Annotated in this window: 20 protein-coding genes; 6 read left to right on the top strand and 14 right to left on the bottom strand. The window is 32.0% G+C overall.

Features of this window, described 5'->3' with window-relative positions:
* Positions 1-132 precede the first annotated feature (132 nt).
* Positions 133-1014 (bottom strand): 4-hydroxy-tetrahydrodipicolinate synthase, encoded by an 882-nt coding sequence (gene dapA, locus C8C88_RS11710; protein ID WP_121338299.1) that lies wholly within the window; start codon positions 1012-1014, stop codon positions 133-135.
* A gap of 8 nt (positions 1015-1022) precedes the next feature.
* A complete protein-coding gene (locus C8C88_RS11705; protein WP_370453799.1) occupies positions 1023-1487 on the bottom strand; it encodes a hypothetical protein in 465 nt (154 codons plus the stop codon).
* A gap of 101 nt (positions 1488-1588) precedes the next feature.
* Here C8C88_RS11705 and C8C88_RS11700 point away from each other — a divergent pair, with 101 nt between their 5' ends.
* Both C8C88_RS11700 and C8C88_RS11695 read left to right on the top strand, forming a co-directional pair.
* Positions 1589-2383 (top strand): 5'-nucleotidase C-terminal domain-containing protein, encoded by a 795-nt coding sequence (locus C8C88_RS11700; RefSeq protein ID WP_121338297.1) that lies wholly within the window; start codon positions 1589-1591, stop codon positions 2381-2383.
* Between the two features lie 170 nt (positions 2384-2553).
* The gene (locus C8C88_RS11695) at positions 2554-3465 is read left to right on the top strand and encodes a bifunctional UDP-sugar hydrolase/5'-nucleotidase (RefSeq protein ID WP_121338296.1); all 912 of its coding nucleotides are present in this window, start codon (positions 2554-2556) and stop codon (positions 3463-3465) included.
* Here the strand turns inward: C8C88_RS11695 and C8C88_RS11690 are convergent.
* The 7 genes from C8C88_RS11690 to rpsF form a co-directional block, all read right to left on the bottom strand.
* The gene (locus tag C8C88_RS11690; RefSeq protein WP_121338295.1) at positions 3458-4141 is read right to left on the bottom strand and encodes a hypothetical protein; all 684 of its coding nucleotides are present in this window, start codon (positions 4139-4141) and stop codon (positions 3458-3460) included. The genes C8C88_RS11695 and C8C88_RS11690 overlap by 8 nt on opposite strands.
* Positions 4131-6134: an NAD-dependent DNA ligase LigA gene (gene ligA, locus C8C88_RS11685; RefSeq protein WP_121338294.1), complete on the bottom strand. Its 2004-nt coding sequence runs from the start codon at positions 6132-6134 to the stop codon at positions 4131-4133. The genes C8C88_RS11690 and ligA overlap by 11 nt, the downstream gene beginning before the upstream one ends.
* Before the next feature lie 74 nt (positions 6135-6208).
* Positions 6209-6682, bottom strand: coding sequence for a DUF6495 family protein (locus C8C88_RS11680; RefSeq protein WP_121338293.1), 474 nt, complete (start codon positions 6680-6682; stop codon positions 6209-6211).
* A gap of 107 nt (positions 6683-6789) precedes the next feature.
* Positions 6790-9945: a carboxypeptidase regulatory-like domain-containing protein gene (locus C8C88_RS11675; RefSeq protein WP_121338292.1), complete on the bottom strand. Its 3156-nt coding sequence runs from the start codon at positions 9943-9945 to the stop codon at positions 6790-6792.
* Between the two features lie 96 nt (positions 9946-10041).
* The gene (gene rplI / locus C8C88_RS11670) at positions 10042-10482 is read right to left on the bottom strand and encodes a 50S ribosomal protein L9 (protein ID WP_121338291.1); all 441 of its coding nucleotides are present in this window, start codon (positions 10480-10482) and stop codon (positions 10042-10044) included.
* Positions 10483-10547: 65 nt separating this feature from the next.
* Entirely contained in the window at positions 10548-10844 is a 297-nt protein-coding gene (gene rpsR, locus C8C88_RS11665) for a 30S ribosomal protein S18 (protein WP_007138295.1), read from the bottom strand.
* A gap of 5 nt (positions 10845-10849) precedes the next feature.
* Positions 10850-11191, bottom strand: a complete 342-nt coding sequence (rpsF, locus tag C8C88_RS11660; protein WP_103806287.1) for a 30S ribosomal protein S6 — start codon at positions 11189-11191, stop codon at positions 10850-10852.
* 165 nt (positions 11192-11356) lie between these two features.
* Here rpsF and C8C88_RS11655 point away from each other — a divergent pair, with 165 nt between their 5' ends.
* Positions 11357-12052, top strand: a complete 696-nt coding sequence (locus tag C8C88_RS11655; protein WP_121338290.1) for a LytTR family DNA-binding domain-containing protein — start codon at positions 11357-11359, stop codon at positions 12050-12052.
* A gap of 18 nt (positions 12053-12070) precedes the next feature.
* On the opposite strand, the gene priA is transcribed toward C8C88_RS11655, so the two are convergent.
* The 4 genes from priA to nadC form a co-directional block, all read right to left on the bottom strand.
* A complete protein-coding gene (gene priA / locus C8C88_RS11650; protein ID WP_121338289.1) occupies positions 12071-14521 on the bottom strand; it encodes a primosomal protein N' in 2451 nt (816 codons plus the stop codon).
* Positions 14522-14566: 45 nt separating this feature from the next.
* The gene (locus C8C88_RS11645) at positions 14567-14992 is read right to left on the bottom strand and encodes a DUF2147 domain-containing protein (protein ID WP_121338288.1); all 426 of its coding nucleotides are present in this window, start codon (positions 14990-14992) and stop codon (positions 14567-14569) included.
* An 89-nt stretch (positions 14993-15081) separates the two neighbouring features.
* Positions 15082-16011, bottom strand: a complete 930-nt coding sequence (locus C8C88_RS11640; RefSeq protein ID WP_121338287.1) for a YihY/virulence factor BrkB family protein — start codon at positions 16009-16011, stop codon at positions 15082-15084.
* A 2-nt stretch (positions 16012-16013) separates the two neighbouring features.
* Complete coding sequence (nadC, locus tag C8C88_RS11635; RefSeq protein WP_121338286.1) at positions 16014-16871, bottom strand: carboxylating nicotinate-nucleotide diphosphorylase; 858 nt, start codon at positions 16869-16871, stop codon at positions 16014-16016.
* Positions 16872-17100: 229 nt separating this feature from the next.
* Between nadC and C8C88_RS11630 the strand changes: the two genes are divergently transcribed.
* Positions 17101-18897, top strand: coding sequence for a glycoside hydrolase family 13 protein (locus tag C8C88_RS11630; protein WP_121338285.1), 1797 nt, complete (start codon positions 17101-17103; stop codon positions 18895-18897).
* A gap of 263 nt (positions 18898-19160) precedes the next feature.
* Positions 19161-21683, top strand: coding sequence for a magnesium-translocating P-type ATPase (mgtA, locus tag C8C88_RS11625; protein WP_121338284.1), 2523 nt, complete (start codon positions 19161-19163; stop codon positions 21681-21683).
* 102 nt (positions 21684-21785) lie between these two features.
* Here the strand turns inward: mgtA and C8C88_RS11615 are convergent, their stop codons facing one another.
* A complete protein-coding gene (locus C8C88_RS11615; protein WP_199711409.1) occupies positions 21786-23024 on the bottom strand; it encodes an ammonium transporter in 1239 nt (412 codons plus the stop codon).
* A 306-nt stretch (positions 23025-23330) separates the two neighbouring features.
* Here C8C88_RS11615 and C8C88_RS11610 point away from each other — a divergent pair, with 306 nt between their 5' ends.
* Positions 23331-24749: an adenosine deaminase gene (locus tag C8C88_RS11610; protein ID WP_121338282.1), complete on the top strand. Its 1419-nt coding sequence runs from the start codon at positions 23331-23333 to the stop codon at positions 24747-24749.
* Positions 24750-24764 lie beyond the last annotated feature (15 nt).

The raw sequence follows: 24764 nt of genomic DNA, 5'->3' as shown, positions 1-24764 counted from the left end.
TTTTTACTTTTTTCATGATTTTCTGACAGAATTCAACAAAAAATCATACCGAAGTTTCGGTGGCAAATTTAGTTATTAATTTAGCTACTACAAAATATTTTTTTGCTTAAAAAAAAGGGCTGTTTTTCGTCCCTATTTATTGATATTCTTAACGAATTGATCAATTCGATTTGCCAATGATGCATCTACATTTACAAGTGGTAAACGAACTGTATTGTCTGTTATTCCTAATGAATGAAACACTTGTTTGATTCCGGCAGGATTTCCTTGTTCAAAAATCATGTCAATACAATCCGCTAAAAGATATTGAGTTTTGAAGGCTTCATCTACTTTTCTGTTTAACCCTAATCGAATCATTTCTGAAAATTCTTTTGGAAAACCTTGACCAATTACTGAAATAACACCTGATCCACCTGCTAAAATCATTGGCAAAGCAATCATATCATCTCCAGAAATTACCATAAAATCTTTAGGTTTATTTTTTAACAGTTGCATTGCTTGAACCAAGTCTCCTGCAGCTTCTTTGATTGCCACAACATTTTTGAAATCATTAGCTAAACGCAACACCGTTGCTGGTAACATATTACTTCCTGTTCTTCCTGGCACGTTATATAAAATCACAGGGATTGGAGATGCTTCAGCAATTGCTTTAAAGTGCTGGTAGATTCCTTCTTGAGTTGGTTTATTATAATATGGAGATACGGAAAGAATAGCATCAAACGCAGAAAAATCTCTGGTTTTTAATTCCTCTACAACCTTTACTGTATTGTTACCTCCTACTCCTAACACTAATGGTAATCTACCATTGTTTGCTTCAATCACAGTAGCAATAACTAATTCTTTCTCGTCTTGAGTCAATGTAGCATTCTCTGCAGTTGTACCCAATACAACAAGATATTCAATTCCACCGTCAATTGAAAAATTAACAATTCTTTTTAATGCTTCTGTATCAATTGAAAAATCTTCTTTAAAAGGAGTTACAAGGGCAACACCAGTTCCTATTAATGATTGCATATTTTAGATTATATTTTGTTTAATATTTTTAAATATCTGAATAATTCGTGTGCAAAAACCTTATAATTTTCAGCGTTAGTATTAATCATCAAATGGTTTAATCTCTTATCAACTGATGAAAATCCTACTTTAAACTCCGCTTTTGAATTATGGGTTATCAGCATCAAAATTGCTTTTTCAATGTCATAATAACTAATCAATAAATCAAACTTTTCATTCGTAAAACTTTGTACTGCTAAATCTGTAATATTACCTTTCCAATTGAGTTGTTTAGCTCCAAAAGTAGGTTGTAAATAGCTCTCGTTTTTTTTTACTTTATCTCTGTAAACTATGATTTTTATGTTTTCTTCTAAAATTCCGTTGGCAACTAACTCTTCTATTAAATCATTTTTTTGTAAAAAATAACTTTCATCTACAAGTAAGCCGACCGTTTCAATACGTTTTATATTTGCACTAATTTTAACATTATGCAACCGATTTTTTAATGTTTTTTTTACAAAAAAATCCTTTATATGATTTAAAAACATACTACTTTTACTCTTTTACAAAATTAATTAATTAAGTCGCATTTGAAATGGTAAATCTAAAAAAGTATAACGGTGTTTTCAAACTTTTTGTTATATTCTTAACAGTTTTTTTTGTTAGCTCTTGCAGCAAACAAAATTACACCCTTACCAAGATTGAAGGAAAGCGAATCCCTATAACTGAGAATCAAGTCAATGATTCCAGCATGCAGTCCAAACAAATTGAAAACTTCATTAAGCCGTACCGAGAACATATTAATAAAGATTTAGACAGCGTTTTAGCTTATTGCCCTGAAACATTAGACAAAAGTACTGGAAAATGGCAAACCACCATAGGAAATCTGATGGCAGATGTTACGCTAGAAAGAGGAAACAAAGTATTTAATTTAAGAGAGAAAAAGAACATCGACATCTGTTTGCTTAACAATGGTGGTATTCGTTCTATACTTCCAAAAGGAAATGTGACTGCTAGAACTGCTTTTGAAATTATGCCTTTTGAAAACAGCCTTGTTGTTGTTGTATTAAAAGGAGAACAAATTTTTGAATTGGTAAACTATTTCATTTCAGAAAAAAAAGCACATCCACTAGCCGGAATGACCTTTACAATTGATAAAAATAATCAAGCCAAAAATATTCTTATTCAAGGAAAACCAGTTGAAAAAGAAACTTTATACTATGTAGGAACCAATGATTATTTATCAAATGGCGGTGACAATATGAATTTTTTCAAAAAAGGAATTCACAAGTTTGATTTAGATTATAAACTAAGAAACATTTTGATTGATTATTTTAATGAAGTAGATACTATTCCTGTTATAAATGACATTAGAATTACAGTTGAATAAAAAAGTATTCATTAAAAAAAACTAACTCTATAAAGATATAGCCCTAGCCCTGATGAAAGCGACATCCTTTATGTTTTTTCTTTAAAAACATAAAGATATAGCGGACAGCGGGAAATAGCTCCAAATTGTTTAATGCTTAAGAATGGCAATTGGATTAAAATAAATAAAAGATGAAAAGAAGAGATTTTATAGAAAAAACAGCTGCAAGTTCTGCATTAGTAGGACTTGGATTGTCATTAAGTAGCTTTAAATCAACGGATATAAAGCAATTAACTATTTTACATACAAATGATGTTCATAGCTATATAGATCCTTTTCCAGCTGATCATCCTAGAAATCCAAACAAGGGAGGCGTTGTTAGAAGAGCTGCTTTGATTGAAACAATTCGAAAAGAAAATCCAAATGTTTTATTGCTTGATGCTGGTGATATTTTTCAAGGAACTCCTTATTTCAATTATTACGGGGGTGAATTAGAGTTCAAATTGATGAGTATGATGCAATACGATGCCGCTACCATTGGTAATCATGATTTTGATAATGGTGTTGAAGGATTACATTCGCAAATGCCTCATGCTACTTTCGAATTCATTTCTTCTAATTATAATTTCAAAAATACGGTTATGGATGGATTTGTAAAACCATTTAAAATCTTTGATAAAAACGGAATAAAAGTCGGTGTTTTTGGACTTGGAATCGAACTAAACGGATTAGTTGATAAAAAAATGTATAAAGAAACTGTTTACAGTGATCCGGTTGAAACGGCACAAGAAATGGTTCGTATTTTGAAAAAAGAGCACAAATGTGATTTAATTGTTTGTTTATCTCATTTAGGATACAAATACAATGAGGATGAAGCTAAAATATGTGATTTAAAATTAGCCAAACTTACTCAGGATATAGACTTAATTATTGGAGGACACACACATACTTTTCTTGATAAACCTACTGTCGTGAAAAACATTAATAATCAAGATGTTATTATAAATCAAGTGGGGTGCTACGGAATTAATTTAGGCAGAATTGATTTTTATTTTGATACTAACAAACAAAATACCGCTGTTGGAAAATCAATTATTATTTAATTGAAGTTAGTTTATCCCTTTCTAAAAAATACCTAACCATAAAATAATACGATAAAACTTGCGTCAATACCGCTGTTGCACGCAATGCACTTAAAGAAAGGTAAAAATAATTGAGAACATAAAAAATATCCGAAATCAAAAAACAACCAGCCATCAAGACTAAGTTCAAGAAAACGGGGGTGTTTTGTTTAATGTAACTGATTATTGATAAAACACTTAGAAGCGCAATAACAATTGCATAAACTACAAAAATTGAAAAACTAAAATCTACTTTTTCTAATTTTAGACTCAATACCATAACAATTAATAGTATTATTAAAATAGTTGAAACTAAAATAGTTGTAAAATCTTTTTTATCAATTTTTAGCTTAAAAAAATCCTTAATAATATTTTTCAACAAGATACTATAAACCGATAAAAAACAAAAAATCATTATAACAATTGCGTTTTTACTTTCAAGTAAAACAATGATTTCCCCAATAAAACTTAGTATAAAAATTATAATTTTTGTTATTTCAATTTTGTAATTATTTGTAATGAAATAATAAATAAAAGCCGAAGAAACCACTATTGCCTTTGAATATAATGACAACAAATTATCCCCCATTAAACTGAAGATCAATGCGGAAGCAGCTGCCAATGCATAAATAATTAATGATGGAATATTAGCTTTCATTTAAAATTTTAATAAAATCGTCTTCAGAAATTATAGCTACATTAAGCTTATTAGCTTTTTCTAATTTGGCTGGTCCCATATTATCTCCTGCAACAACATAATCCGTTTTTGCAGAAATAGAACTTCCAACTTTACCGCCGTTATCTTCAATAGCTTTTTTCAATTCATCTCTAGAGAATTTCTCAAAAACACCAGAAACAACAAAGGTTTTTCCTAATAGTTTATCAGTCGCATTTGGATTTTCTTTTTCAATAATTTCAAATTGAATACCATGTATTTTTAGCCTTTCAATTATAATTCTATTTTCATGATTCTCAAAAAACTCAACGACACTTTGAGCAATTCTTTCTCCAATTTCATCTACAAGTACTAAATCCATTATACTTGCTTGACTTAATGCGTCTATGTTTTTGTAATGTTTTGCTAATTTTTTAGCTACAGTTTCACCAACATACCGAATTCCAAGTGCAAATAGAACACGTTCAAAAGGAATGTTTTTAGAATTTTCAACCCCGTTTACTAAATTTTCTGCTGATTTTTGAGCCATCCTTTCTAATGGAAGAATTTGTTCCACCTTCAATTCGTATAAATCAGCATAATTATGAACCAATCCATTATTGAAAAGTAAAGCAACCGTTTCGCCACCTAAACCTTCAATATCCATCGCTTTTCTAGAAATATAATGCTGAATTCTTCCTATAATTTGTGGAGGGCAACCATAAAAATTAGGGCAATAATGATTGGCCTCACCTTCACTTCGCACTAAGTCCGTATTGCATTCTGGACAATGCGTAATATATTTTGTAGGTTCTGTATTCTCTGGACGCTTACTAAAATCAACCGCAATAATTTTAGGAATTATTTCTCCACCTTTTTCAACAAAAACAGTATCTCCCACGCGAATATCTAATTTTTCAATTTGATCTGCATTGTGTAAAGATGCCCGTTTTACAATGGTACCGGCTAGCTGTACTGGCTCTAAATTAGCCACCGGAGTTATAGAACCTGTTCTTCCAACTTGATAAGAGATAGAATTCAAAGTAGTAGAAACTTGTTCTGATTTGAATTTATAAGCAATAGCCCAGCGTGGAGATTTTGCTGTAAAACCAAGTTCTTCCTGATATTGAAAAGAATTTACTTTGATAACAACTCCATCCGTTTCATAAGGAAGTGTATGTCTGTGAATATCCCAATAGTCGATAAATTCAAAAACATCTATTAAACTATTGGCTAATTTTGATTCTTTAGGAACCTTAAAGCCCCATTTTCTTGCAGATTCTAATCCTTCAAATTGAGAATTAAAAGGTAATTTATTTCCAATAATAAAATACAACAAGCAATCCAAAGGTCGTTTTGCTACTTCGGCACTGTCTTGCAATTTTAAACTTCCTGATGCTGTATTTCGAGGATTAGAATAGGGTGTTTCTCCAATTTCTATTAATTCCTGATTCATTTTTTCAAAACCAGCAAAAGGGAGAATGATTTCACCACGAACGTCAAAAGTTTCTGGAAAATTTCCTTCTAATTTTAAAGGAATTGACTTAATCGTTTTTATATTATTAGTTACATCATCCCCTTGAAAACCATCTCCTCGAGTTACAGCACGTTTAAGCAATCCGTTTTCGTAGGTAATACTGATTGACGCGCCATCATATTTCAGTTCACAAGTATATTCCAAAGAAACCTCTCCCAAAACTTTTTGAATGCGTTTTTCCCAATCAATTAATTCGTCTTTAGAATAAGAATTGTCAAGAGAATACATTCTGTGCTCGTGAGGAACAGTCTGAAAGTTTTTCGTAATCGCTCCTCCCACTCTTTGTGTTGGAGAATTTTCATCGTAATATTCTGGATGTTGATTTTCTAAATCTTGAAGTTGTTTTAGTTTTAAATCGAATTCAAAATCGGAAATGATAGGTTTATCTAATACATAATAATTATGATTATGCTGATTTAATTCCTTCCTTAAAGTTTGAATTGTATCTTGAATATCCATAGAAAAAAAATTGGCTATTTTAGTTTTTGAAAAAGTGTACTAAAATAACCAATTTAAAAGAAAAACCAATACAATTAAGATTCAATAATTGAATTTATTTGCTGGTATAATTGTCCATCGCTTAAAAATGCTCCTTGTTGAATCAAAGCAAAAATGGATGAATTTCGTTCTTCAGTAAACTCTTTTTTACCAATTTTCATTTCAATAGTTTCCGTAAACATGTTGTCACTCAGCCATTGTAAACCTTCGCGGGTTAAAAAATCAGTTTCTGGAACCAATGATTTTAAAACTATCGATTGAACATGTTTGTCAAAACACTGAAAAAGAAAGATATGATTTTTAGAAAAATGCTCTAAATACTCTGCTTTTGTTAATACTCCTTCCCAAATCAAATCAGAAAACACATCCAATTCCTGTTCTGCAACTTCTGGCTGTTCTGCTTTAATTGTATCCCATTCTGCTTTATCAATTGTTTGTGTGGCTAAAAAAGTACTAAACTCCTGATTTAATTCTTCAAACTGTTCTTTAGTTAATCTTGAGTATTTCATTATTGTATTTTAATTTTAACTTTTGGTGTTTTTTCTCTTCTAAATTTAATAGCGCATAAAAAAGCCCTCTCAAATGAGAGGGCAAATTTAATATATTTTTATGTTTTCTAGAAAATATATCTGATACCAAATTGTGCTTGCCATCTTGAAGCTAAACTAGCATCATAACTGAACGTTTTAGTTTGTGTACCATTGAATGTATACGTTGGAACATTTCCTGAATCAACTGATACACCTATTGGTTGTACGCTGATTGGTTGTTGAATTAATCCCCAATCTGAGTTCAATAAATTCCCTATGTTCAAAACATCAATACTAAATTGGATAGTATTTTTCTTTTCAGAAGCAGATGAAATTTTGAAGTTATAATCTTGCATTAATTTAAGATCCCATTTACCTCTCCAAGGAGATAAAGCACCATAACGTTCTGCATATTGCCCTCTTCTTCCATTCAAATAATCATCTTGGCTAATGAATTTATCAAAAGCTGCACCTTGACCAGAACCAGAAAAATTCATAGAACTGATTTCAGCAGTCGTTGGAATATAAATTAAATCATTTCCTGACGCTCCATCATTATTAATATCACCTCCGTAAGTGTAATTGAAACGGCCTCCTTGTGCATATTCAAAGAAAGTAGAAACTGTAGTTGACCACTTATCATTTGCATATTTCCATTTTTTTGACGCTACACCAATAAAACGGTGTGTATCTCCATATTTAGAATTAGAAAGAACATCATTATTAACATTTCCTAATGCTGGGTTAAAATTAAAGGCATCACCTGTAATTTCTGCTTCAATAGAATTCACATCTTTTGATTTCAAATAGTTATAAGCTAAACTAGCAAATAATCCGTTATCAAAAGTTTTTTGCACTTTAACAGAACCATTAAATGCACTACCTTTTTTTGAATTAGTCAATACATAAGCATGAGCTCTAGCAGGGAAACCATATTCGCTCCAAGTACCGTAATCATTAGAACCATAAATTGGTCTATTATCCACACCATTTAATTGACTTGTAGGGGTTTTTAATCCCCAGTCTTGAACATGAACTGCATTTATATCTTTATTATAAGACATATCAACAGTTAAAATATAATCGTTTTCAAATTTATGGTCGATACCTAAACTAGTTCTCCAAACTTGAGGGAATTTAAAATCATTATTAACAACTTCATAGAAGAATGGATCTACACCACCTACTTGATTTCCAATCCATACAAATGGTAGTTTTCCAGTAAAAATACCTGTTCCTCCACGCAATTGAGTTACTTTATTTCCATTTACATCCCAATTGAAACCTGCTCTAGGAGACCATAACAATCCGTTTCCTGGAAGTTTTGTAGAATCAAAATTTACAGTACTTCCGTCTTTTGGATTATAATAATTAATAGTTGGAACATATCCTTCTGAATTATCTGTATCTATAAATTTTTGTATTAAGCTTGATGTATTAAAATACAATGGTTTGTCAGCTCTTAAACCATATATCAATTTGAAATTATCATTGATATTCCATTCATCTTGAACATAAAATGCCAATTGACCAACAGTTGTTTCAGCTAAGTTCCAACCACCATTTGCACCATCTTGTACTGCATTTTTTGCATTATATGTTGCTTGAGCTGCTGCAATTGCAGAAGCATAATAGCCACTTTCAATATTAGCATCAAAACCAGCCATATCAGTAGATCCAAAAACATCAAAACCATATCCTTTAAGATTGAATGAGTTTTTGAAAATGAATTTTTCAAAAGAGAAACCAGCTGTATAAGTATGATTTCCTTTTACAATATTTAAATTATCTGTAATTTGAATTACTTTTTGATCTAATTTATTATTGATTGAGAACGGCTCATGTCCTGCGATAATATAAGGAGAACCATCCTTAGTTATACTAATAACTGGTGCTGGAGCAGAAAACGGGTTTCTAAAATCATTAAAATGAGTATAACCAGCTTGTAGTTTATTAGTAACAATCTCGCTAAATTTAGAGTTCAACTCTACTAAGAAAGAGCTAAGTTTATTGTTTATTTGGTATCCAGAATTTTCAAACTGCATTGTATTAACATCTGGTCCTCTACGAAGAATAGCTGTTGGGTGTGCAGGTTTGTCTTTGGATGCATCCAAGAAATTATAAATAAACGCTAATTTATGATTGTCATTAATATTCCAATCTAATTTGATAATTCCTTTATTAGAATCTGAATTGTGTGTAAATCCTTGGTAAGCACCTGTGTTATATCCTAACTTTCCTAACTCCGTAGAAACATGCATTAAATCACTAGCTAAAACTCTAGATTCATTTACACCTGTTGTAGCATTTCCATCATTAGCAACAACATTTGAACCTAAGTCACTTCTTTTGTCAATTTCATAATTAGCAAAGAAAAATAATTTGTCTTTAACTATAGGACCTCCAATACTTAAACCTGCTTGCGTTTGCTCTAAAGAAGGAACAAATATTTTTTCACCATGAACTTTATTACCTGTTAAATCTTGATTTCTGTAAAAAGTATAAGCAGTACCATGAAATTCATTCGTACCTGATTTAGTTACAGCATTCACAGAAGCACCTGTAAAACCTGATAAAGTCACATCATAAGGAGCAGTAGCAACCTGAATTTGATCAATCGCATCTAATGAAATTGGCTGAGAACCAGTTTGTCCTCCAGGAGTTGCAGCATCTAATCCAAAAGGGTTATTAAATACAGACCCATTCAACGAATAGTTATTGAATTTATTATTTCTACCTGCAAAAGATCCTCCACTAGCAGAAGGCTCCAAACGCGTAAAATCTTCAGCTGATCTTGAGATTGTTGGCAATACTGCCAATTCTCTTCTTCCTACAGTAGTTTCAGCACCTGTTCTTCCACTTTGGAAAACTTTGTTTTTAGCGCCTACAACTTTTACTTCTTCTAGCTTTTGGCTTTCATCTTGCATAACGATGTCTAACCCAAACGCTTTTCCTAGTTCAAGATAAACATCATTGAATTCTTGATTTTTATACCCCACAAATGAAACTACAATTTTGTACGGCCCACCAATTCTCATATTCAACATGTTGAATCTTCCATCAGCATTTGATAATGCAGAATATTTAGTTCCTGAAGGCGTATGAATAGCTAATACTGTTGCTCCTGGAAGCAATTCACTATTAGAACTTTTCACTATTCCCTTAATACCTGATGTTGTAGTTTGGCCTATCATAATATGAAGACCTAGTACAAAAAACAATAAAGTAATAATTTTTTTCATTTATTTGGTTTTTAGTTATTTTCGTCAAAATTAACCAAAAAAAAATCACTCTTAAGAGTGATTTTTATATTTTATTAACAAATAGTTAACAAAATGTTATTTTTCTGCTACGATTTCGTAAGCTAATTCTACAATTACATCTCTATGTAAACGAACGCTAGCAGCGTATTTACCAGTACGTTTAACGATACCGCTAGTGATGAATTTTCTATCAATTTCTTGACCTCCTTTAGCTAAAGCTTCAGCGATATCAATATTCGTGATTGAACCGAATAATTTTTCACCACCTGCTTTTGCAAAGATTTTAATTTCAATAGCTTTCAAAGCTTCAGCCAATGCTTTTGCATCGTTAACTACTTTAGCTTCTTTGTGTGCTCTTTGTTTTAGGTTTTCAGCTAATACTTTCTTTGCAGAAGGAGTAGCTAATTGTGCGTGACCTTGTGGGATTAAAAAGTTACGACCGTAACCATTTTTTACCGTTACCACATCATCTTTAAATCCTAAATTTTGAACATCTTTTTTTAAAATAAGTTCCATGTTGTTGTCCTTATATTATAGAAGTTAGGTTTCATATTTCAGAAAACCAACAACTGAGTTAAATATTATTTTAGTAAATCAGCCACATATGGCATTAAAGCTAAATGACGAGCTCTTTTAACAGCTACTGACACTTTTCTTTGGTATTTCAATGAAGTTCCTGTTAAACGACGAGGAAGAATTTTTCCTTGCTCATTAACGAATTTCAATAAGAAATCAGCATCTTTATAGTCAATATATTTGATACCTGATTTTTTGAAACGACAATACTTTTTAGTTTTGTTAGTTTCTATGTTCAAAGGCGTAAGATATCTGATATCTCCGTCTTTTTTTCCTGAAGCAGATTGTTGTAATGTTGCCATGATAATTAAGCTTTTTGAGATTTAAGTTTTGCTCTTCTTCTTTCAGCCCAAGAAATAGCATGTTTGTCAAGACTTACAGTTAAGAAACGCATAACTCTTTCGTCACGTCTAAATTCAGTTTCAAAAGCAATAAGAACTTCTCCTGCTACTTTGAATTCGAATAAATGGTAAAAACCAGATTTTTTGTTTTGAATTTCGTAAGCCATTTTTTTAAGACCCCAATCTTCTTTCGATACCATTTCAGCTCCTCTACTAGTAAGAAAATCTTCAAATTTGCTTACTGTTTCCTTTACCTGAACTTCAGATAAAACGGGATTTAAAATGAAAACAGTTTCATAATGATTCATAAATATATATGTATTTGTTAAATTGGCTGCAAAAGTAGTTATTTATTTTTAACCCACAAGCGAAATGCAAATTTATTCGGTGAAATGCAAAAAAAACCGATAAAGTTTGTTTTTATTAAAAATTAGCAGTACTTTTACTATCCCAAACTGTTAAACTTGAATGTTATGAAACTAAATTGTGTAGTTGTAGACGATAGTTCTATTCAGAGAATGATTATTGCAAAGTTAGTGAATAATCACCCTAACTTGCATTTAATCGGTGATTTTTCTAATGCAATTGAAGCTAGAAGTTGTATGTCAATACATACAGTAGACTTGATATTTTTAGATATTGAAATGCCTGTAATTAGCGGTTTTGATTTTTTAGATGGTTTGAAAACTAAGCCCCAAATTATCTTTATCACTTCTAAGGCAGAATATGCTATGAAAGCTTTTGATTACGATGCAACTGATTACTTGCAAAAGCCAATTGCTTTAGATCGTTTTAACGCTTCTGTTAAAAGAGCAATAGATTTACATCTTCTTAGAAATGAAAATAAAGAAGACGAAGGGGAACATATCTTTATCAAAAGCAACCTTAAAAAATTAAAAGTATATACTTCTAAAATAAAATGGATTGAAGCTTTTGGAGATTACGTTAGAGTAGTTACAGAAGAAGATAGTAATCTGGTTCTGTCTACTATGAAATCTTTTGAAAATGATTTATCGAAAGATAAATTTATCAGAGTACATAAGTCCTACATTATTAATATAGATAAGGTAGAACGTTTTAATAGTAAATTCGCCGAAATTGGAATTACAAAAATACCTTTAAGCAGAAACAAAAAAGAAGACTTAGTAAGAGCGCTTTCTTTAGCTTAAAAAAGTTATTCTGTAGCTTTAATAAAAGTCTACATTAATAGTAACCTTTATTGCTCTAAATTGTGCAACAGCCTCAAAACTATTCAAAATCTTTTGGATAGTTTTTTTTGTGCCTGCTATTGGCGTGTTTTGAGGAATTTTAATCAGTATAGTTCTGATGTATTCATTTCTAATTCTACTTATTGCAGGTTCTTCAGGTCCCAATACCGGCATATTCAAGTTTTGACTCATTACTTGGTACAACCAGATTGATCCTTCTTTTAATTTATCAAAATCACGATGCTTCAACGTCAGCTTAATAATTCTGAAGTATGGAGGATATTTGTAAATTTTACGATCATACAACTGTTCGTTATACATTCCTAAATAATCGTTTACGGTAACTTGTTGTATTGTATTATGATTAGGATTATAAGTTTGAATAATAACTTTACCTTGTTTTTCAGAACGCCCCGAACGTCCTGATACTTGTGTCATCATTTGGAAGCTCCTTTCGAAAGCTCTAAAATCAGGATGATACAACATATTATCAGCATTCATAATTCCTACTAAACTTACATTGTCAAAATCTAATCCCTTCGCAAGCATTTGCGTTCCAACTAAAATATCAATTTCTCGGTTCTTGAAGCTATCAATTATTTTTTCGAAACCAAATTTACCGCGCGTAGTATCTTGATCCATTCGTCCCGTTTTTGCAGAAGGAAAAACAGAAATTAATTCTTGTTCTATTTGTTCTGTCCCAAAACCTTTGGTTGTCAAATCAACACTTGAACACGAATGACAATGCGTAGGTTTAGCCATCGTATAACCACAATAATGGCATCGCAATTGGTTTTTGTGCTTATGATATGTCAAGCTCACATCACATTGCTGACATTGCGGAACATTTCCACAAGTCATACATTCTATTATAGGAGAATATCCTCGTCTGTTTTGAAATAAAATTACTTGTTCATTCAAAGACAAAGCCGTAGTGATTTCATTAATCAAAGTATCACTAAAATGTCCCGTCATTTTTTTACGGAAATATTTATCTTTCAAATCAACTAATTCAATATCTGGCATGCGTACGTTTCCAAAACGCTTAGCAATTTCTACCAATCCATATTTCTCCGTTTGTGCGTTAAAATACGTTTCTAAACTTGGAGTTGCTGAACCTAATAGAACTTTTGCTTGATGCAAATGCGCTAAAACAATTGCAGCGTCACGTGCATGATATCTTGGTGCTGGATCAACTTGTTTAAAAGTTTGCTCATGTTCTTCATCCACAACTATAAACCCTAGATTTACAAATGGTAAAAACAAAGCAGACCTTGCTCCTATTACAACTTGAGCTTTAGATGAATTATCTAATACTTGATTCCATACTTCAACACGCTCATTATTATTATATTTAGAATGAAATACGGCTATTTTATTTCCAAAATAAGTGCGCAATCTCCCTACTAATTGTGTAGTTAAAGCAATTTCTGGCAGCAAATACAAAACTTGTTTTCCTGTTTCCAGATATTCTTCAATGAGTTTAATATAGATTTCCGTTTTACCACTAGAAGTTACGCCATGTAATAAGCAAACTTCTTTTTGATTGAAACTTTCTTTTATTTCGTCAAAAGCATTTTGTTGCGCATCACTCAATTGCAAATGCTCTTCCTGTGCGATTCCTTCAAAATTCATCCGATCTTCCTGAATGAAATAATCTTCAAATATTTCTTTTTCGATTAATGCTTTTATAATTGCCGAAGAAGAATTTGCTGTTTCAATTAGTTTTTTTACTGTAATCGGTTTTTTCTCAGAAGCACTGAGTTGAAAATAACTCATTACAATTTCACGCTGTTTGTTGGCACTTTTCAAGGTTTCAATCAACTCACTTAAGCCGCTATTCGATTCATATTTAGCATTTAATCTAACGTAACGAACTAATTTAGGCTTGTAGCTTTCTTGGATTTCTTCCTGAAGAACTAATATATTCTTGTCAATCAATTTTTGAATGACTGGAAAAATATTTTTTTTATTTAAGATGGCAATAATATCCTGAACTTTCAATGAGCTTTGATACTGCAGTGCTTCAAATACTAAAAATTCATCATCCGAAAGCTGACTTTCAACCACAAACACATCTTGTTTTTGAGAAATTAGGGTTTCACTTTCCATCAATAATCCACTAGGCATTGCACCACGATATACATCGCCTATAGCACACATATAATAAGAAGCTATCCATTGCCAATGCGAAAGTTGAATTTCAGTAACAATATTCTTTTCATCTAAAATCTGATGAATTTCTTTAGCTTCGTATAAAGTAGGTTTGTTTTGATGCACCTCTAAAACAAGAGCTGTATACATTTTGTTTTTACCAAAAGGCACCACCACGCGCATTCCTTTTTTGATATAATGGAATTCAGCTTCCGAAATACAATAGGTAAAGGTTTTAGCAAGTGAAAGCGGTAAAATAACTTCAACAAAATACATGGGCTGGTTTGAGGTTTTTTGGATGGTAAATTTACTATATCTATTTTAATTTTTTACCCTATACCAATATTGGGTTCTGCCAAATAATGCAATTCCTATGAAACCACGCACTTTTAACTTGTCTTTCGATTCTAAAGTGATGTAACATTGATAGCGCTTACCATTTTTGGGATCTAGAATTTTTCCGTTTGTATATTGATTCGCTTCTTTAGTAAGTCCTTTGATGATTACCATTCCTAAGATTGGTTTGTTTTTATCTTCTCCAGAACAATTTGAACATATTCTATTTCGATTTTCAACCTCTAAAATGTCCAATACTTTTCCGTATATCTTTCCTGATTTTTCATAGATTTCCACAATGGATTTAGCTTTGCCAGTTTCGTCATCAATGGTTTTCCATTTTCCAACAACCGATTGCGAATAAACGCCCAAGGAGAACAATAGAACAAGAAGTAAACTGATTTTTTTCATAATTGAGATCGTTTTTAGCCCAGATTGCAACGGCATCCTTTACTTGCGTTTAAGCAAGGAAAGATAAAGTGGAAAGCTGGAAATAGCTCCTAAGAAATAGCATGATTTTTTCGTTTTAATTTATTTATTGTCGCATTCAGTTCAAATCCAAGCAATAAAATCATACAGTTAATCCAAATATAAAACATCATAATTAACAAGGTCCCGATAGAACCGTATAACTCGTTGTATTTAGAAAATTTTATAACCCAAATCCCAAAGAAATAGGAAGATATTACAATCAAAATTGTTGTAAAAACAGAGCCAATACTCATAAATGGAGGTTTATGAGCTTGCTTTGTCCCAAAACGTAATAGGACAGACGATGTCACTAAAATCATCAGAATAACAAACACATACCTACCCATAATTATTAGCGAAGTAGTATCGTTCAAAACATTTTGAATCATCGTTTTTTGAATAAATACTTCAAAAACAACAATGATAGCCACAGTAACTAATAATAAAAAAGACAGCACTAACGACATTCCTAAGGCTACTAAATATTGATGTAAAAATCCTCTTTTGATCAAAACATGCTTTGAAGATTCAAATCCGCCTAGAATTCCAGAAATTCCATTTGCCATTAAAAAAATGGACAATATAAACCCTGACGAAAGCAATCCTGAGTGACTGTTATTCAAAATATCATTAATGATTTTATAAATAGCATCGTACGTATTAGGAGGAACCCCATCCTTGACAAATTCAAGAAAATCGTTCTGGAATCCTTCAATAGGAATGTATGGAATAAGGTTTAATATAAAAAGTGTAAAGGGAAATAAAGACATAAAAAAACTGAATGCAATAGCACTTGCATGATAGGAAAAAGCACCTTCAACAATACCTAAAACATATAATTCCATCAAGTCGTAGAAAGACAATCCTTGAAGCCAAGGAAGTTTTATCTTTTTTAATACTTGAACAAGATGTTTCAGTATTGGAACTTTATAAAGCTTATTTTCTATTTCTTTAGACATTGTTAAATCGCTTTTAGACTTAAATCCATATTATAAACAGAGTGCGTTAAGGCACCTGATGATATGTAATTTACACCACATTCAGCATACAAACGAATAGTATCTTCATTAATATTTCCAGAAGATTCTGTTTGGCATTTATCCCCTATTAAAGCAACAGCAGTACGAGTGTCATCGTAATTGAAATTATCGATTAGAATTCGGTGAATGCCCTCGCTTTCTAAAATTTCTTTTATTTCGTCAAGATTTCTGGCTTCGACAATTATTTTTAAATCTAGGTTGTTTTCTTGAAGATATGCTTTTGTTTTGGCTATTGCCAAAGTAATACCTCCAGCAAAATCAATATGATTGTCTTTGAGCATTACCATATCATAAAGCGCAAAACGGTGGTTTTCGCCCCCTCCTATTTTAACCGCCCATTTTTCGGCAGCACGAAAACCTGGAGTAGTCTTTCGAGTATCAAGGATTTTAGCATTTGTTCCCGCTATCAAATGAACATATTCTTGCGTTTTGGTAGCAATAGCGGACATGCGTTGCATAGAATTTAAGACTACGCGTTCTGATTTCAGAATAGATTGTGAACTTCCTGAAACATGAAAAACAACATCGCCATATTTCACTACAGCTCCATCTTCTATAAAGGTTTCTATTTTCAAATTTGGATCCACATATTCGAAAATCATTTTAGCCAAAGCCACACCTGCAATAATTCCGTTTTCTTTAACTAATAATTTGGCTTTTCCAGTTGCAGTGTCAGGAATACAGGCTAATGAGCTGTAATCTCCAGGTCCTACGTCTTCACGGATAGCATTAGCAATTAAGATTTGTAATTCATTTTGAAACTGGGATTCGCTAATCATTTTGATGCTTTTTAATGAACTGCTAAAGTAAGATTTATTTTGCGGAATTGAAAATTTGAAGGTTTGATAATTCTATATTCAAAAATCCATCCTCAAAATATTATTGACACTAAAATCATTTAATTTATCAACACTACAACGTTATTCTAAAAACAAAAAAACAGGAGACTCCACATTTAAAAGTGTTTTGACTACATTTAACGTACTACAATAATTAATTCCTAAATAAATGAAAAAAATACTTTTTTATGTACCGCTTTTGGTAACTTTATTTGCTTCTGCTCAAAAGGATTTTACTCCCAATTGGAGCAAAGGCGTGGTTTGGTACCAAATTTTCCCAGAGCGTTTCAGCAATGGCGATGTTACTAATGACCCGAAAGGCAGTGATCAAGAAGGCGCTTATCCGTTTGACAGCAAATCTGATTTTCAAGTCCATCCTTGGTCTAGTGATTGGTATAAATTACAGCCCTATGAACTAAAAAACGGCAAGGATATTTGGCATAATATTCAACGTCGTCGTTATGGTGGTGATATTCAAGGAATCATCAACAAATTAGATTATCTTAAATCATTAGGTGTCACTTCTCTTTACTTGTGTCCCGTATTTTGGTCCCCTTCTTCCCATAAATATGATGCTTTGACTTACCATCATATCGATCCTACCTTTGGGCCTGACCCAGAAGGAGACAAAAAACTAATTGCAGCAGAAGATCCATTAAATCCTGAAAAATGGGTTTGGACTAAAGCCGATCTTCTGGCGTTGAAACTAATCGAGGAAGTTCACAAACGTGACATGCACATTATTTTTGATGGGGTTTTTAACCATATGGGAATTAATAGTTTTGCTTTTCAAGATGTAATAAAAAATCAGAAAGCTTCCCCATACAAAGATTGGTTTATGATTGACAGCTGGGACAATGCTGCAAAAAACACCAAATTTGAATACAAAGGTTGGTTTGGTGTAAAAACACTACCCGAATTAAAAGAAGATACTAACGGAATTGTTGAAGGTCCTAAAAACTACATTTTCAATGCTACAAAACGATGGATGAATCCAATGAACAAAGGAGTTCAATACGGAATTGATGGTTGGAGATTAGATGTAGCGTATTGTGTAGCACATCCTTTTTGGAAAGATTGGAGAAAATGGGTAAAAAGCATCAATAGCGAAGCTTATCTAACCGCAGAATTAGTTGATCCCATTGCTAAAACGCTACCTTATTTGAGCGGTGATGAATTTGATGCATCAATGAATTATAACTTTGCTTTTATCACTCATGACTTTTTTGTACAAGATACAACGGGCAGTTCAGTAACTGAATTTGACCAAAAACTAAAAGAATTACGTGAAGGTTTTGGTGAAGGTGTAGCGCAGAATATGCAAAATTTAGTGGGTAGCCATGATGCAACACGCATTGGCAGTGCAGTGGCAAATCCTGATGGAAAGAAATTTGGTGATTGGGGCACGTATTTTAATTGGAGCCAAAAAAGTGGTAACCCAACTTATAATGCTCAAAAACCTACTGCGATTCAACTTCAAAAACAAAAACTAATTGCTGCGTTCCAAATTTTATATTTAGGTTCTCCTATGATTTATTATGGAGATGAAGCTGGAATGTGGGGAAGCAACGACCCTGATTGCCGCAAGCCTATGGTTTGGGATGACATCAAGTATGAGGCAGAAACCACAAATCCTGATCAAAGCAAACATGAACCAGACGCAGTTAATTTTAATACAGAACTGTTTCATTGGTACCAAAAATTCTTAGCGATACGCAATCAATATGATGCTGTAAAAAAGGGAAATTACACCACGATTCTAACAAATGACACAGAAAAAGTATATGGTTTCAGTCGTAAATATGAAAACCAAGAAATACTTGTATTCATAAACCGAGGTGCTACAGCTAAAACAGTTGCATTACCAATACTTAAGAAAGGAAAATATAAAGATGTTTTTACTAAAAAAAGCGTGAAAAAACTTTCTATTCCGCCTATGAATATTGTAGTTTTAGCTAGTAATTAAAACTATAAATCAAAATTAAAAAGGCAACATTGTAAAAAAATGTTGCCTTTTTTGTTTATACGTGCTTTTCTGTTTCGTAAAAAAAATGAAAACAATTCCGTTTTTCAGTATTAAGAATTATGCATTCATATGCCTGATTTTTAACAAATTATCAATACATTTGACAGTGCTAAATAATTTTCTTTTTTATTAAAATACCTTTTAAATCTATTTCTATTTCCTTGCAGACAGCTTTAGAAGTTTAACTATAAAAGCATGAAATTATGCAATCTTCTGCTTCAGATAATTTTTGGCAATTTGATTCGGCCTATTTGTTTAAAAAATTAAATAGTTCCGATAAAGGATTATCTCAAGCAGATGCAGATAAAATCTTGCATCAATCTTCAGGACTTTACCCGAAAAATAAATCTAGACTAAGAAAAGACGCTTTGCTTTTTATAAGCCAATTCAAAAGCCCGCTTATGCTTTTACTTATAGGAGCAGTATTACTTTCCGCATTTCTTGGTGACACTTCAGATGTTTTTATAATTCTTTTCATTGTTACATCAACAGGATTGCTTAGCTTTTTTCAAGAAAGAAATGCTGGAAGAGTTGTTGAAAAATTACAATCCATGATTTCTTTAAAAAGTACCGTGTTAAGAGATGGATTGCCTAAAGAAATTATTTCAAAACAAATTGTGCCAGGCGATATCATTATATTAAATGCAGGTGATTTATTGCCCGCCGATTGTTTAATCATTGAAGCTACTGAACTACATGCGAACGAATCTAGCTTGACTGGTGAATCTTTTCCCATCAGAAAAGAAACAGGTATTCTGAATGAATCTACCGAACTATCTCAAAGAACAAATTGTCTTTGGGAAGGAACAAGTATTGTAAGTGGCAATGCAAAAGCATTAGTTATACAAACTGGAAACAACACAATCTTTGGGACTATTGCGCTAAGTGCTTCAAATGTAATTGAAACCTCTTTTGAAAAAGGAATCAAAGATTTTGGTTTTTTTCTTATAAAAATAACATTAGTTCTTGCTGCTTTCATTTTGATGGTAAACTTATTGAATCACAAAAACATCATTGAATCTGCATTATTTGCCTTAGCATTAGCAGTAGGAATGGCTCCTGAATTACTACCTGCAATCTCAACTATTGCAATGAGTGCTGGTGCAAGACGAATGTTAGATAAAAAAGTGATAGTAAAAAAATTATCGTCTATTCAAAATCTTGGAGAAGTAAACTTATTATGCACCGACAAAACTGGGACAATAACAGAAGGAAATATCAAAATATCAGGTTTAATAGACGGATTTGGTACTGAAAGTGAATTTATAAAGCAACTTGCTTATTGGAATGCTAATTTCGAAACTGGTTATTCTAATCCAATTGATGATTCCATAAGACAATTAACATTAGATTCTAAATTTACTGCGGAAAAAATTGGTGAAATTCCTTATGATTTTATCCGAAAAAGATTGAGTATCGCTATACATACGGATACAAAAAACCTATTAATAAGTAAAGGCGCTTTTATACAAATACTTAGTATTTGTACAAAAATAAGATTAACGGATGGGAATGAAGAATCAATTTCAGCGCACAAACAAGAGCTAGAAAAAAAATTCGAAAAATTTGGGACTGATGGCTTACGCGCAATTGGTATTTGTTATAAAAATATTGATTCAAATAGTATCTCTAAAGAAATGGAAGCTGATATGATTTTTGCTGGTTTTATTCTTTTGAATGATCCTATAAAATCTGACATTTCTCAAACAATTAGCGAACTCCACAACCTGAATGTTAATTTGAAAATTATTACTGGAGACAATAGAAACATAGCAAAATCAATTGCACAAAATATTGGTATCAAAAACCCTGTGATAATGACAGGCAAAGAACTTTTTATTATCAGTCCTGAAGCCTTAAAACAACTCGTAAAGAAAACCCACATTTTTGCTGAAGTAGAGCCACAACAAAAAGAACGCATTATTCTAGCCTTAAGAAAAAACTACACTGTTGCTTACATGGGTGATGGTATAAATGATGTATCTGCTATAACGGCAGCCGATGTTGGAATTTCCGTAGAAAATGCTGTTGATGTTGCTAGAGAAGCTGCAGACTTTGTTTTGATGGAAAAAAATTTAACCGTATTAGTAGACGGTATTAAAGAAGGACGAAAAACATTTGCGAATACACTGAAATACTTATATATAAATACAGGTTCAACTTTTGGTAATATGTTTAGTGTAGCAGCCGCTTCCTTGATATTACCCTTTTTACCAATGCTTCCTAAACAAATATTATTAACCAATTTTCTGACTGATTTCCCTTTTTTAACCGTGACTTCAGATAATGTAGATTCAGAACAATTAGAAAGACCGGGAAAATGGAATCTGATATTGATTCGGAATTATATGCTAATTTTCGGTATTCATAGCGCACTATTCGATCTTATCACTTTCCTTACTTTGCTATTTGTTTTGAAAGTTAAAGAATCAGAATTTCAAACAGGTTGGTTCATAGAATCTGTTTTATCAGAACTTTTCATCCTTTTTATAATAAGAACACACAAAAGCTTTTTTAAAAGCAAACCAGGTAATTATCTTTTCATTTTTAGTATCATAGCTTTACTAATTACAATTGGATTACCCTATTTGCCTTTTTCAAAAGATATTGGACTAACTCCATTACCTTTTATAAATCTTATTTTTATGCTAGTAATCGTATTTTTTTATATCGTTACTGCTGAGCTTTTGAAAATTTGGTTTTTTAAAAAATTTCCAAATTCCTAAACGGATTAAGTTGTTTTATTCCAAAACTAAAAAAGGCAACATTCATTTAGAATGTTGCCTTTTTTCATGTACTTCTCTTGCTAGTTCAAGAAGTTAAAGTTGTTAATTGTGTGTTTGTCTAGCTACTTCACCATGATGAAGAATATCTAATCCTACTGTTTGATCCTCGTCGTTTACACGTACTGGGATAAACTTATTAATGATTTTAAATAATAATACTGTAAAGAAAAAGGCATAACTAGTTGCAAACAAAATAGCAACACACTCTTTAAAAAGTAACATGCCGTCTCCACCGTAAAACAAGCCATTTGGAATAGCTGAATTAATTGCACTATTAGCAAAGAAACCCATACAAATAGTTCCTATAATTCCACCCATTCCGTGAACTCCCCATACATCAAGTGCATCATCCCAACCTTTGTGTTCTTTGAACTTAACTGCTGCAAAACATCCAAAAGCTGCAATAATTCCAATAATCGCTGCTGAATAAATATCAACATATCCTGCTGCAGGTGTTATTGTTGCTAATCCAGCAACAGCACCGGTCATTAAACCAATAAAAGTAGGTTTCTTTTTGCCCGTATTCCATTCTATCAACAACCAAGTAACCGCTGCAAAAGAAGCCGCCGTGTCAGTATTTAAGAATGAAGAAATTGTAATAGAATTAACTGCTAATTCACTTCCTGCGTTAAAACCATACCAACCAAACCATAGTAAAGCTGTTCCAATAGCAACCAAAGGAATATTATTAGGTTCGTGCATTTTTTGTCTTTTACCCACAAAATATACAGATGCTAAAGCCGCAAATCCAGCTGTTGCGTGTACTGTAATTCCTCCTGCAAAGTCAAACACTCCCCATTCTGCCAATAATCCACCTCCCCAAACCATATGAACAAATGGGTAGTAAACGAATATTTGCCACAAAACAAGGAAAACAACATATGATTTAAACGAAACTCTATTAATAAAAGCTCCTGTAATCAATGCTGGTGTAATGATTGCAAACATCATTTGGTAAGCAATAAAAATATATTCTGGGAAACGTTTATCCGGCGAATACAATGTTGACGGTGTAATTCCGTGATAAAAAGCTTTATCAAAATTACCGATAATTCCAAAAAAATCAGTCCCTGAGTGCAAATTCCCACTAAAGCAAACCGAATAACCAAAAGCAAACCAAAGAACCGTTCCTATCCCCATAGAAACAAAACTCTGCATCATAATGCTCAAAATATTTTTATTACATCCCAATCCTCCATAAAAAAAAGCAAGACCCGGAGTCATCAGCATCACTAAACTAGTGGCAAGAATCATAAAAGTAGTTAACCCTACATCTAACATAATAGTATTTTTTTTGTTCGGCGCAAAATTATATAAATCTGCTTAAATTTTTTTCTCATTTTTTATAAATATTGTTAATTTTATATAAAACGAGGTGGTACAGATAGCTATTTTACAGTATTAAAGATTATTACCCCCTAAATTTTAGCAGTACACAATTAAAATAATCAGACCATAACTCAATTTCACTTAATTCTATCGTGTTTTTTTAAGTATTCTAAATCCTTTATATTTACACTCGATTTAGTCTTATAGTGAAATCCTTAATTTCCCTATGACTAATGTGTTTAAAACTAAAACTACTTTATGAAAATAATCTATACTCTTATTTTTTCAATCACCATACAGCTAAGTTTTGCTCAATCAGCAAATTCTTATTTTGAAAAAATCAGAACTAATGAAGCGGCTTTAACTGCTTTTTTTTCGCAAATGCCAAAAGGAGGAGATTTACACCACCATTATTCCGGCTCCGTTTATGCTGAACCTATTTTAGAATATGCTATTGCCGAAAATTTCTATCTCAATACAGAAACTATGATGGCCTCTAGAGAAAAACTTTCCAATAAAAATTGGGAACAATTCTCCACCATAAAAAGTAAAGGCGAATTAGAACAATACAAGCAAAAAATCATGCACAAATGGTCTGTAAAAGATTATAATAATGTGGATTATCCTTCGGATAAATTGTTTTTTGAGTCGTTTGAAAAATTCATGCCTGCGGCTAATGAAAATTTTAAATCTGGTTTATTAGAATTAAAAAACAGAGCCATAAAAGAGAACTTGAGTTATATTGAAACACAATTATCGACCATCCCTGCTCCTATTAATATGACTGATTTCGCAAAATTAAATTCTCAATTGCGTGAGCTTGCAGCCAAAAAAGACGAAAAAGCTATTTTAAAACTTTTGGACACTTTCTATAAAGATTTAGTAAAGAAAGATGTTGTTGCTTATGCTAAAGATTTCAATACAAATTTTGTTGCTAAACTACATACCGATTTAAAAATTGACGACGCAGATTTCACCATGCGTTATCAAAATTTTGTATTGCGTTTTATGGAACCAAATGAGTTGTTCAAAAATTTAGTTGTCGCATTTATTTCTGCAGATAGTAGTCCGCTAATGGCTGGTGTAAATATTGTTTCCCCTGAAGATGGCGAAACTTCCATGAAAGATTATTGGTTGCATATGATTATGTTTAAATATTGTCATTCTCATTTTCCTAATGTAAAATACACTTTGCATGCGGGAGAACTTACTTTAGGATTAGTAAAGCCTGAGGATTTGACTTGGCATATTCGTTCCGCTGTTTATGATGCTGGTGCTAATCGTATCGGACATGGAGTTGATATAGCATACGAAGATAAATCTTATGAACTACTGAAATATATGGCCAAAAACAAAATTCCTGTAGAGATAAACCTGGTTAGTAACGAATTTATTTTAAAAGTAAAAGAAAATCGCCATCCAATAACGTTGTATAAGGAATTTGGTGTGCCTATTGTTATCAGTACTGACGATGCGGGGATTTTAAGGACTAATATGACCGAACAATACGTTTTATTAGCCAAACGTTACAAAGACATTTCCTATTCAGATATTAAACAATTTGTGTATAATAGCATCAATTATAGCTTTATAAAAGAAGAAGCCGTTAAGGAAAGTTTAGTTGAAGATTTAGATATTAGATTCCAGAATTTCGAAGCTAATTTTGTAGCAAAATAAGCTGCTTTTAAACTT

Source organism: Flavobacterium sp. 123 (genome assembly GCF_003634825.1).
GTDB lineage: Bacteria > Bacteroidota > Bacteroidia > Flavobacteriales > Flavobacteriaceae > Flavobacterium.
Note: the sequence above shows the minus strand (reverse complement) of the source record. Positions and strands in the feature narration are given on the sequence as shown.